The 12040-nt window shown below is 57.7% G+C and carries 10 protein-coding genes and 2 pseudogenes; 8 read left to right on the top strand and 4 right to left on the bottom strand.

What is annotated here, in order from left to right; translation table 11 throughout:
• Positions 1 to 488: 488 nt before the first annotated feature.
• Positions 489 to 779 carry a DUF4148 domain-containing protein gene (locus B0G74_RS36420; protein ID WP_132381446.1) on the top strand — a complete coding sequence of 97 codons (291 nt, stop codon included), beginning with the start codon at positions 489 to 491 and terminating at the stop codon, positions 777 to 779.
• A gap of 79 nt (positions 780 to 858) precedes the next feature.
• On the opposite strand, the gene B0G74_RS36425 is transcribed toward B0G74_RS36420, so the two are convergent.
• A complete protein-coding gene (locus B0G74_RS36425; RefSeq protein WP_132381448.1) occupies positions 859 to 2025 on the bottom strand; it encodes a porin in 1167 nt (388 codons plus the stop codon).
• 75 nt (positions 2026 to 2100) lie between these two features.
• Positions 2101 to 3450, bottom strand: coding sequence for an MFS transporter (locus tag B0G74_RS36430; protein ID WP_132381450.1), 1350 nt, complete (start codon positions 3448 to 3450; stop codon positions 2101 to 2103).
• An 834-nt stretch (positions 3451 to 4284) separates the two neighbouring features.
• Here B0G74_RS36430 and B0G74_RS36435 point away from each other — a divergent pair.
• Positions 4285 to 5076, top strand: a complete 792-nt coding sequence (locus B0G74_RS36435) for a helix-turn-helix transcriptional regulator (protein WP_243658495.1) — start codon at positions 4285 to 4287, stop codon at positions 5074 to 5076.
• A 280-nt stretch (positions 5077 to 5356) separates the two neighbouring features.
• On the opposite strand, the gene B0G74_RS36440 is transcribed toward B0G74_RS36435, so the two are convergent.
• Entirely contained in the window at positions 5357 to 6253 is an 897-nt protein-coding gene (locus B0G74_RS36440; protein WP_243658496.1) for an MFS transporter, read from the bottom strand.
• A 79-nt stretch (positions 6254 to 6332) separates the two neighbouring features.
• Here B0G74_RS36440 and B0G74_RS36445 point away from each other — a divergent pair, with 79 nt between their 5' ends.
• A complete protein-coding gene (locus B0G74_RS36445; RefSeq protein WP_132381454.1) occupies positions 6333 to 7253 on the top strand; it encodes a restriction endonuclease in 921 nt (306 codons plus the stop codon).
• Positions 7254 to 7563: 310 nt separating this feature from the next.
• Here the strand turns inward: B0G74_RS36445 and B0G74_RS36450 are convergent.
• Positions 7564 to 7632 (bottom strand): annotated as a pseudogene (locus B0G74_RS36450) (IS6 family transposase); the annotation flags it as partial.
• 105 nt (positions 7633 to 7737) lie between these two features.
• On the opposite strand from B0G74_RS36450, the pseudogene B0G74_RS36455 reads away from it, so the two are divergent.
• The 5 genes and pseudogenes from B0G74_RS36455 to B0G74_RS36475 form a co-directional block, all read left to right on the top strand.
• Positions 7738 to 7953: pseudogene (locus B0G74_RS36455) on the top strand (IS6 family transposase); the annotation flags it as partial.
• Between the two features lie 447 nt (positions 7954 to 8400).
• Entirely contained in the window at positions 8401 to 9450 is a 1050-nt protein-coding gene (locus B0G74_RS36460; protein ID WP_132381456.1) for a porin, read from the top strand.
• Positions 9451 to 9631: 181 nt separating this feature from the next.
• Complete coding sequence (locus tag B0G74_RS36465; protein WP_132381458.1) at positions 9632 to 10375, top strand: GntR family transcriptional regulator; 744 nt, start codon at positions 9632 to 9634, stop codon at positions 10373 to 10375.
• Positions 10372 to 11151 (top strand): ABC transporter ATP-binding protein, encoded by a 780-nt coding sequence (locus tag B0G74_RS36470; protein ID WP_132381460.1) that lies wholly within the window; start codon positions 10372 to 10374, stop codon positions 11149 to 11151. Before B0G74_RS36465 ends, B0G74_RS36470 begins: the two co-directional genes overlap by 4 nt.
• A 10-nt stretch (positions 11152 to 11161) precedes the next feature.
• Positions 11162 to 11971, top strand: a complete 810-nt coding sequence (locus tag B0G74_RS36475) for an ABC transporter permease (RefSeq protein WP_132381462.1) — start codon at positions 11162 to 11164, stop codon at positions 11969 to 11971.
• The last annotated feature ends 69 nt before the right edge of the window (positions 11972 to 12040 follow it).

Genomic DNA, 12040 nt, shown 5'->3' on the forward strand with positions numbered 1-12040 from the left:
TAAGCAGTAACGCATAGCAACGTTGATTAAACCGGAATCCTCGCGCAGTGCTTCAAAAGAACTCTGGCAGTTTTTGCAGATAGGTTGTCATCTTCCACAAATTCATACCTGGTGAATGTAGATAAAGTACTAACCATGGAGACACTTCAAAGCACCTGATGTTCAGGCTCTTGTGCTTCGAACCGGTAGTGAACAAGAGTTCTGCAATGTAGATGACCGCCGTGCTTCATACACCAATGAGGCGTCAGTCAGCGCCATTGACAGATCGCCGGGAGGTCAACCTTAACGTTAAATCAACTGGGGTAACAATCATCGTGAAGCTTATCTTTTCGCAAATAACAAAGGCGATAGTGTCCATGTGCGCCATTCAGAAGCTGGACATCATTGTCTGCAGTTCGGCGGAACAGGAAATCCCCTATGTCATGTTGTTCACCATGTATGGTTTCGTCTGATCGCGGAGCCACGGCCTTAAAAAGAAGGAGTTTTTCATGCGAACAATAGTTGCAGCGGCACTCTGCTTCGTAATGTTGTTTCCGTTAGCCGCGAGCGCCGGTGTCGACGATGCAAGCTGCTCCGCAGCGGTGTCGACGAACGGAAAGACGCGTGCCGAGGTACGGGCTGAACTCGTTCAGGCCGAACGCGACGGCTGGATTCCGACCAACTCGAGCAGGCAGCGGGCCTATCCGCCCGATCTGGCACAGACTCGCCGGAATCAGGATGTCTATGACGCTGGCGCCGGTGCGACACCGTACTATCAGGCGTCGAACCAGCAACCTTGAGAAGCGACAGTGGCGTCGGCATATCGGTAGTGAAATTCCGCTGCGTACGTCTGTCAAAGCGTTTGGCGGGCGATAGTTCTTAGAATTTATGTCGAATAGCCAGCCGATAAACCATCTGGTGGTTATTCGACGAATCTCCGGATCCGCCAATGTCGGCGACCGCCAGCGCGCCCGTCGACGATGTGCCAGAAGCACGTTGCCAGCCGCCCGAGAAGTACACGTCGGTACGCTTTGACAGCAGATAGTCCAGGATGAATGCCAACTGATTGTAGTGCTGGTTACCGACGGTATTGCCTTGTGCCGTGGTGACGCTCCGCGCGTTCATATAGTCGTAGGCAAAGCCGACGGAAAACGCCGGCGTGACGCGGTAATTCAATCCGATGTCATAGTTGTTGAAGATAGCTGTACCGTTCATGAACGCCGCACCCAGATTGGCGTACTGAACATTCGAGTATGAGGCGCTTATTGCCGCGTTGCCGATCGTGTAGGTCGCCGCGATGACGGCGTCCTGGTAGGCTTGTGCGACCTGATAGGCCGAGTTAAGTGAGAAGGCCAGCAGATTGAACCCGCTTGCATACCCGGTGAACCACCCGTTACCCGGCGTCGATGTCGGATGTTTGAAGTAATCGAACGCCGCGCCGATCTGAAGCGGACCGTGTGTGTAACCGGCGCCGAGCGAATAGCCCGACGTCGAAGTGAAGTCGCCGGGTACGCCGCCAAGGCTGTATTCAACGCCAAAGGAGAAGCCGTGGAAGTCCGGGCTCATGTAGCGCACCGAGTTATTGAATCGCACGCTGTTACTGGTGTTGTCGAAGTCTCCCGGATGCCCGCTCGGAAGATCGCCAACCGCTGCGGCGCCGGTGAGAAACTCGGGGAAGTACCACACCATGTCGTATTGACGGCCGGCGGTGAGCGAACCAAACGTGTCGCTGCTCAGTCCGACGAAAGCTTGCCGGCCAAACGCCGTGCCGCCCTGGGCAAGTTGTCCGTTGTTCACATTTATGCCGGACTCGAGAGTAAAAATCGCCTTGAGACCGCCTCCCAGATCCTCCTTGCCAGTCAGCCCCCAGCGGCTGCCGTCAATGCCGTCCAGAGAATCCATGTAGACGGCTTTGCCGCCGCCCAGGTTTGTCTGGTAATGAATACCGTTGTCGATCTCGCCATAGAGCGTGACGCTGCTTTGGCTATGCGCGACGGAACTGGCGAGCCCCACGAGCGAACCGACAATGATTTCGATCTTTTTCATAAGATATCCACGTTTCAAAGGCAATACAAAAGAACAGCCCACCCTGTGGTCATCGATTCAGGGCGTGGTGACAGGTCAGGCTGAAAAAGATCTCTTCAGGTCTTTCTTCGTCACGGCATAGCAAGCGCCCATCAAGGCCACGCAAGCCGCTGCAACGAGTATGGGAGCTGCTGCAACGCGAAACATCGCATCGGCCGTCCAGTTGTTTGCGTACAGGACGCCCGCGAGGTAAGTACCACCCGCGGCGCCGAGCCGACCGAATCCATAAGCCCACGCAACGCCCGGGGCGCGCAACTCGGGGCTATAGAAGAGCGTGCATAGTGCGATGGCGCAGGTTTGTCCGCCGCTAATGCAAAAGCCGCAAAAGAAGATCGTCGTAAGTAAAGCCAGATGCGATGAGCCGATCGCAATCGAGATCGCGTACATCGAGACGGCGCCGCCGACGTAGACCGCGGACAAAATCCTGTAAGGACTGGTGCGGTCCATGATGGGCCCCATCAGAAGACTCGCCACCATGCCGCCGATGATCACGGTGATGGTCGCCCACACCACTAGAGCGGGCGGGAACGAGATGGACGCGAGAACCGTCGGCAGCCAGCTCTGCAGAAAATAGAAGGTGGCCAGATTGATGGCGAATACCGCCCACAGCAGGAACGTTCCCAGGCGGAACTGCGCGGAGAACAGTCCAAGCACGCTTGCATCCACAGCCTTCTCTTCGTGGGTAACCAGTTCGGTCTCCGATTGCAGGATGAAATCGGGAAAGAGGCGCCGGGTGGCATGAAGCAATTCAGTCTGGCCGGAATTTCTCGACAGATAGGCCACCGATTCCGGCAGTAGCGGGATAAGCAGCACCGTCAAGCTGAGTGCCGCGAGGCCGCCCAACCACATGGGACCTTGCCAGCCAAACCGCGGAATCAAAGCGCTACTGCAGAGTCCCGCGAAGATAAACCCCAGCGCGTAGCCCATGTAGACGAGAATGACGAAAGTCGCGCGCGTTCTTTTCGGGCTGAATTCCGAAACGAGGCCGACCGCACAAGGCGTGGCCGCTCCCAGGCCAATGCCTGTGAGGAACCTCAGGGCGATCAGTTGCGGCACGCTCGTCGCGAATACGGTCAGGACCGTGAACAGCCCGAATGCAGCGGTTGCCATGAAAGCAATCTTCTTCGTACCGAAGCGCTGGGTCGCGAACGGAATGCCGAAGTTGCCGATCAGCAAGCCGAAGAAGACCGCTGAGAAAATCGCACCGAACACCGCCTTGGGCAGCTGCCATTCCTTCGCGAGAACGGGAACGATGAAGCTGATGACCTGGGTGTCGAAGCCATCGAACAGCATGAGCAGCGCACAGAAGGCGACGATGAAATACTGCCTCCTGCCGATTCTGCGATCGTCGATCAGATCGTAGACGTTGATTTGCCGTAGTTCCATATTGTGCTCCTCGCGCTAAAGGGAAAGGTTTATTCTCGGTATTTCATTTTGTTTGCCGGTCTTAAAAGGGGCGGTGCCGCAGTCGTAAAATCAGGTCAAATAGAACGGGTTTGCAGAATCACTATTTAATGTGATCAATACGTGCCTCATTGATGAGGCCAATTTATTCTTCGGATAGATAGGTGCTACAGATTCAACTGCCGACGACCTTGTCGTGCCAGAGCGAGCTCCCTGCGCTATTGCGCGGCGCTATTTTCTGTTCTGAATTTCGTATCGGAAAAACCGATCTGTCTCGTTTGCTTTATTTATTCGTCGTTCCGGATTTCATTGTTTAATGAAATCCGGAACGACTGGACCACGAAGTCATTTGCTTGCACGGAGAAATATTGCCGCAGTTCGCGCAGCATTTTTTATTCTTGTGCTGGTGCTGTGGGGCGCCACTCGGCAGATTGTGCGGCGAGAGCAGTCAATCGAAGCGCAATTCGCGGTCGGTGGCTCGCTCAACCCCGCGGTGGCGTCCGCGTCGATCCGCTTGACGCCACCTTGGCACTCTTTGGACTCGCAAACCGCGCACTGCTTCTGGCCCATGCTGCGCGATGCCCGTCGATAAACATCGGTCAGCTTCCAGCCTCGCGCGCGGGAGCGCGAGGCTTTGAGCGAGCAGGTCGAGGCGGCGTTTGAGCTTGGCATGACGCACTATGCCGACTCATTCTCTGCATGAATTTCACTACAATGACTACATGTCGCTAAAAAATGCCAGATATGGATCGTTACGTTAGCCTTCCTGATTATGCAGATCCCGACGCGATCGATCGGCCTGCGGTGGCGTTACGCATGCACCTCGACGAGCATGCCGCGGAGATCCCGGTGCACAGGCATCGAAAAGGGCAACTGGTGCTCGCGCTGCACGGTGCCGTAACCTGTCAGGTGGCGGGCGCCTACTGGATCGTCCCGCCGCAATGCGGAGTCTGGATTCCCGGCGATATGTCGCACAGCAATCATGCAACGCCCAACGCCCAGCTTTGCTATCTGTTTGCAGAGCCTGGTATCGTCGACCTGCCGAAAGATTGCTGCACGCTGTCCATTTCCCCCATGGTGCGGGAAATGATCCTGCATCTCGCGGGAGCGCCGCTCGACAATGAACAGGATGACCATGCCGACCGGCTTGCGCGCGTGCTGCTGCATGAGCTGACGTTGATGCCGGTCGAGCGCCTCTACCTGCCGGTTACCGATCATCCGCGAATCCGCCAGATGGCGGACGCGTTGAACGCCAATCCCGGCGATCGCAGCACCATTGCTCAATGGGCTAAACGTCTCGCCATGAGCGAGCGTTCGTTGGCAAGACTCGTTGTCAGTGAAACGGGGTTGACGTTTGGCCGCTGGCGACAGCAGTTGCAATTGCTTGTCGCGGTGCGTGAGCTTGCCGGCGGAGCTTCCGTGCAACGTGTGTCGGACGAGCTTGGCTATGAGTCGGTGACCGCTTTTATCACCATGTTCAAGAAAGCGCTCGGGCATTCGCCGGGACGGTACTTCGCCGCGCTGTCGCGCACGCAGTCGGAGGCGGTGCTCGTGTCGGGCGCTTCGACTGACGCGGACGGCCCAGCGGATACGGCAGCCCATGTGTGAAATGACGAACCGCCGCACAGCGCGCCGCTTGAAATGCCCGGTTGGGGCTTGAGGAGAACCGATGCTCCGTTATTCAGATGATGAGCACGACGCATATGCGCAGAGCTTCGAGCGTGATGACCTCGTAGTTTTAAAGCAGCATTTCCCGAAGGGAACGCTGTCCACCGGATAAACACAGGGAGCTACGCTGTGATTCTTCGGTAGGGCCGATGTGGATCAGTTGCGTAGCCGAACCACGAGGCATTAGGCGCGAGATCCAGTTTTCGTCGTCAGGATCGCGCTAAAGCGCCCGGTCATTCGAGCCTGCCCGCTGCATGCCGGTCCGGCGGGCAGCACGCCGTTGGCCACGCTCCGCTTGGTCGGCCTGCAACACTCGTCGTCCCGTACGCGTGGAAAGCACAAGCACGATGGCCAGCACACCCGTACCGAACAGGTAGCTCGGCGGAATGAAGCGCGCGTCTGTGAAGCGCGCTACCAGGGAGATATAGAAAGGCGCCAGTCCGCCAAACAGCATGACCGACGTGTTGTACGAAATGCACACGCCAGTGGAGCGCCCCCGCACGGTGAAAATCTTGACCAGCATTCCGGGATGCGCGGCGCCTTGCAGCGTCAGGAACAGAATGCCGACCACGCGCACGATCATCAGTCTGCTTTCAGCGGGCTCGGCCAGCAAATACGCAAACAGCGGGAACACGCAGATCAGCCAGCCCACGATAAAAAAGAAGAACAGCCGATACGCGCCAACACGGTCCGCCAGCATGCCGAACACTGGCGAGAGGACGCACGAGACGATGCTCGTAACAAATATCCCTTGCAGCGACGAAGTGAGCGACAGATGCAACTGAACCTGTGCATAGGTCGGCAGATACGCATTCCACACATAATTCAGCGACGTCCCGGCGATCATCACGCCCATCGCGCACACTACGGCATCGCCCTTCTCGCGGACAAACTCGCGTAGCCGTTCGCCGGTGGGTGCCCGCGCCGCGGGGCGCGCCTGCATCCGGTTGAATTCGTCCGATTCGTCGACACCACCGCGATCGTCAAGAATCAGTTGCTCGCCGCACTGGCCGGGTAACGCCTCGTATCGGTCGAACGCGACAGAATGATCGTCGGCCCGTGTTTTGCCGTTGCTGGGCGACCCGGCAAGAACGGGTCCCCGCGAACAGCCTCGCAATTGTTGCGTAGACTGTGGGCATCGGCTGCGGTTGCTTCTGGACGACCAGGTCTGGTCTGCGACTCATGAGGAAATTTCTATGAGCACGGCAAGGCGACATGTTCCATCAAACATCCCACCGTCGCTAATGCGTTGCGAACTTCCCGGGTGGCGGTATCGCATCGAGGACGAGGATGATGTTCGTTGTGTTTATTGCGGTCATGCGATGGACGATCACTATGACCTTAATCAATGGAGCGTCTCGTTTGAGGACTATGCATCTATTCACGAACAAGCTATAAGAGATCCAGAATTTCCCGGTCCACCCCTTGGACACCCTCACGTAGTGCTTCGGGGTGACATTATTGAAAGAAAGACATGCCTGCACATTTGCCCTTTTTGCGGGTGGTGGATTGCAGAAGATCGAGCTGTCCTGCCCGCGATGCAGTGGCAGCATTGGGTGGTGACTTTGGCCTCGATGTCGATTTTGCAGGACCTGGCGCTCAACGATATTGACTTGCCCCTTCAAGAAGTGCGACGCTATTTGATACGCAAATTCGAAGCCAGAGCGTCTATTCATCCGCGGCTCTTTGAGTTGACCGTTGCGAGTGTTTTAAGCGACTTTGGTTACAAAGCGACTGCAACGGCTTATTCAAACGATGGAGGAGTTGACGTAGTGCTAGACGATGATTCTGGAGGAAGGATAGGTGTCCAGGTGAAAAGACAAAGAAGATCGGTGGAAGTGGAGCAAATCAGGGCGTTCCTGGGAGCATTGATAATGGGGAATTTTACGGCCGGTATATTTGTATCGTCTTCCCGCTTTCGCAGAGGCGCAATTCGTGCAGCACAGAAATGTTCGGAAAGCATTATGCCGATCGAACTTATCGATGCAAATCGCTTCCTTGATATGCTTGGGTCAGTCCAGTTGAAACATAAGCCAGTGCCGGAAGATTGCGGTATTACCCGGACGGAGCCTCTGAAATTTCATTGCGTCAACTACAGTCATTTAAATACGCTCTGACACCTGGGCGTCCAGGATGGAATCGCTTCAAGCCGATGGCGTGCAACAGCTAAACATGGGCAGTTGCTCGGCTCAAGTGCCGTGCCACCACCTGCAAAGCGTTCTGCGACAACGCTCGGAAGATGACCTTGCTACTCACGCGGTGACATCAACCGCTATCCGAGACGACCCGTACGGTCGCAAAGTGGTGACAGTCTGAAACAGGTCGGACAGCGCCATTGACAGCAACGTGCGAGGCGAAGCAACCGTTTGAAAGCGGCATATTTTAGTCACGAAAGCAGCGTCAGAATGTCAAAGTTGAAACTGAAGCTCGCCGTCGCCGCTTGATCGCCCGATGGTCCTGCTCGACGAGGTTGTTGAGATATTTGGATTGACGGATGCTCCCTTGACCCAGCTGTGCGCTTCCGCGCCAGCGAGGAGCAAGACTTGACCTATCCTCTGTGAGGCAGTTCGCAAATGGCCTCGACAACTTTCTGCTCATAGAAGTCATCAGCCGACGCGCGAACGCGAGCGACGCATGCGTGGCTTCCGCGATCCTGAACGCACGCAGGTCTTCTTAGCCAGCTTCGGTCCGATCCGTCAGCACTTCGCGCTCAAGCGACACCTGCTACGCACCTCACTCTATCGCAAACAGCTCGCCGCACGCTTCACCACCAGGCATCGTTTCACCGAGGCCACCCAAGTTCCGTCCATTTTCTGATCAAGCGTGTGTCCTGTCCGCTATGTGTCGCGCGCAATTTAACGTGACAGCGCCCCAACGATTGCCCCCCAGTTGTTGCCCGGCTTTTAGGCGATGTTCACGTAATAGCCCGCCCAGTAGCAGCTCCGCGTGGCGGTCTCTTGCCGTGCAGTTCAACCTGCAGCAGCGAGCCACTCACCCGACACCGCGCGGAAAAATAGTGAAGCCTGATCGAGAGGGCGCGATCCGCGCGTAAGCATCTCACGCTTGAGATGTCCAGAAATAGTTGTTGTGCTTCTCTTTTTTGTCGTTCTAAAGTCAGTCGTCGATCGCTTACCGGTTATTTGTAAGCACCTCACGGATGTGCGTTTCTTCTACGCGTCACATGGAAATATCAATCGACAGAGCATTTCACGACGAGATGTTTAGTAATCCGACATTAACCATTTACCGAAACGGAAATTTGAAATGCGCAAGATGGCTTTGGCTTGTTCTGCAGCGCTCGTTGCACTCGGCACCGTGACAATGACGCCGGCCCGAGCCGATGTCACGCTGTACGGTATTCTCGATACGTACTTGGGTTACACGAACGCAGGCGGCAAAGGTGAACAGACTGCGATGCAGAGCGGCGGTTTGTCGGCAAGCCGCATAGGGATCAGAGGAAGTGAAGATCTCGGCGGCGGCCTGCGTGCGACGTTCGACCTAGAGAACGGCATTCTCACGAACTCCGGGGCCGCGACAGATTCCACGCTCGCCTTCAGTCGCAGTGCGTGGGTCGGTCTCGGCACGCCGTATGGCGAATTCCGTTTCGGACGCCAGAACTCGGTGCTGCTGCTGATGCACAGCAAGTTCGACGCATTTTCGGGCGGTACGTACGGCTCGTTTCTTCATAACGCTTCGACGTTCGCATTCCGCTACGACAACATGATCACGTACTGGTCGCCAAACGTCGCGGGATTCACGTTCTCCGCGGGTGCGAGCCTGGGCGGTCAGACGTCGCCGCATGACGCGTTGAACGCCTATGTCGGTTCGATCGATTATCAGCGCGGGCCGCTATACCTCGGCGTCAGCCACGCGGAACAGAATGGCGCGAACGGAAAAATCAATACGAAAACGACGTTCGCCGGCGGCAGCTATCAGTTCGGCAGTCTGACGGGTTATTTCGGCTACTACCGCGGCAACAACCTCGGCTCGAACACCGCAACCAATGTCGAAGGCAAATATCACAGCGTCTATTCGCTATCGACGACGTACAACCTCACGCCCGCGCTACGACTCGCGGCCGGCATCGGCTACGCGCAGGACAGCTCAGGCCAGCATAACAACGCGGGCGAAGTAAGCGTTGGCGCGTTTTACAGCTTGAGCAAGCGGACGCTCATCTATGGAACGCTTGAGCGGCTCGTGAACCGTCACGGCGCGACCTATGCGCTGATCGCCAACGGCCCCATCACACCGAACACGCCGGCGCGTGGAGACGGGGTGACGGGCGCACAGCTCGGGATTCTGCATTCGTTCTAAGGGCATGAGCGCGCCGTGAGCGCCATGCATATATGGCATGCGATAGGGCTCAACGCATTGGCTGAACAGCTCAGAAGTCACGTTTTTTTTCCGTGCATTTTTTTAATGGCTGTTCTAAGTTAACTCATCACCTGCCCACGCAGATCCACGTGAGCAGCTTACGAGACGAAGGAGAGGTGTCGTGAAAGATCCTGCAGCTCCGACGGTGGAATTGATCGACTGTTCGAACGAAGCAAAACTTCTCAGTGAGCGGGCGTGTTCGGCGATCCGTCAGGACATTCTGTCCTGCGTAATCGAACCGGCCGCCACGCTGACGGAAAGCGCGCTGACCGCACGCTACGGCATCGGCAAGGCAACCTGCAGGGTGGCGCTGCAGCGTCTCGCGCAGGAAGGCTTTGTGCGCATCGTGCCGCGTCAGGGTTACGTGGTGACGCCGATTACGTTGAAGGACGTCGAAGAAGTGTTTGCGCTTCGCCTGGAACTCGAACCGCTATCGGCGCGCCTCGCCGCAGGCAAGGCCGATATCGACCTGTTGAACCGGCTGGAGCGCGCGTGTCGCAACGACGATACGTCGCTTGGCATCGGCAGCCGGATCGGCATCTTCATGGACGCGAATGCCGCTTTCCATATGGCGATCGCCGAATGTTCCGGCAACAGCCGGCTGGTTCGCATGCTGGGTGGCCTGCTCAACGATATGGCGCGGCTCGTGTCGCTCGGCTTCGGCGTGCAGAACACGAAGCCGGAGATCCGGCATGACCACACGGCGATGATCAGCGCGCTCGCGAGCGGCGACGGCAAGCGTGCCGAGCAGATCGCGCACCGGCATGTGGCGACGTTCCGCGACATGACGATGGAAAAGGTCATGGCGAGCCTGCGCGACACGCATGCAGGCGCACCGATCGTCCCGTTGCGAGGCGCACGATGAACGCGGTAACTACCCAGGCCATGTTCGAGAAGGCTGCCACCGCGCGCAACGCGGTGGAAGTCGAGCACGTCTCGAAGCACTACGGCAGGCTGGCGGTGCTCGAAGACATCAGCCTGACAGCGCCTTCGGGTTCGGTGCTAGCGATCGTCGGCGCGTCCGGATGCGGCAAGAGCACGTTGCTCAACATCATCGCGGGACTGGTGCAGGCGGACCAGGGCGACGTGCGGATCGACGGAGTTGCCGGCGAGCCGACTCACGATACACGCGTGGTCAGCTACATGTTCCAGGAAGACCGCCTGCTGCCTTGGCGCACTATCGTGGCGAATACGGAGTTCGGTCTCGAAGCGGGCTCGCTCAACGCCGAACGGCGGCGCGAACGCGCGCTGGCCGCGCTGAAGATGACCGGCCTTGAAGGATTCGAACACGCTTATCCGCACGAACTCTCGGGCGGCATGCGTAGCCGGGTGGCACTCGCGCGCAGCCTCGTCGTGAAGCCATACATCCTGTTGATGGACGAGCCGTTTTCCAAGCTCGATCCGCAGATGCGCTCGCAGATGCACGCGGAACTGCTGCGAATCCGCGAGCAGTTGAAGATGACCGTCGTATTCGTCACGCACGACGTGGAAGAAGCCATCATCCTCGCGGAGAAGGTGGTTGTCCTGCGTCCGCGGCCGGGACGTGTGCGCGATGCGCTGATGATCGACCTGCCGCGCCCGCGCGATCCACTCGCCGCCGAAGTTGCGGAAACGGTGCGCCGCGTGCGCGCCCTCATTTAAGGACGTTGCGATGTCTTCTGTTTCGACCGCCAGTACTGTTTTTCCCGCACGGTTTGGCCGCCTGACCCGCTTTGCGAAAGTCGCCGGTCAACGTCTTTCGCTGCTCGCCATATTCTTGATCCTGTGGTGGCTGGCGGCGCAACGCGTGCCGGCCTTCATTCTGCCCGGCCCGGGAAAAACGTGGAACGCGCTGCTTGACCTGATCGCCACCGGCACCTTTGCCGAGGACCTCGGCATTACGCTGTACCGCGTCGTTGCGGGCTTCCTGCTGGCCGCGCTGGTCGGCACGCCGCTCGGCATCCTGCTCGGCGCGAACCGGCGCCTCGGTAGTTTCTGCGAGCCGGTGCTGTCGGTGGTCAACACGGTATCCGCCGCGATCTGGGCCATCTTCGCGTTGATCTGGTTCGGTATTTCGAACGGCACGACCATCTTCGTCGTGTTCATGGAAGCGATGCCGCTGATTCTTACGAACGTGTGGCAGGGCGCGCAAAGCGTCAACGCCGAATACGTAGAACTTGCCCGCAGCTTTCAGATGTCGCGCAGCAAGGTGATGACCAAGATCTATCTGCCCACCGTGCTGCCGTATTTCTTCTCCGGTGCGCGCCTTGCGTTCGGCTTCGGCTGGCGGGTGTCGCTGGTGGCGGAGACGATCGGTTCGTCGAACGGCGTCGGCTACCGGCTGCGTCAGGCGGCGGACCTTGTTCAGACCGATCAGGTGTTCGCATGGACGCTCACCATGGTCGTGCTGATGGTGGTGCTCGAGTACGGCATTCTCAAGCCGCTTGAAAACCACCTGTTCCGCTGGAAGAAACGAGCATAAAGAATGGCTCGCGGCGCACTGCTGCCGCGCCGCGGGCTGAAGTAATCGAAATTTACGAAGAAGTAGCGC

The organism is Paraburkholderia sp. BL9I2N2, assembly GCF_004339745.1.
GTDB lineage: Bacteria > Pseudomonadota > Gammaproteobacteria > Burkholderiales > Burkholderiaceae > Paraburkholderia.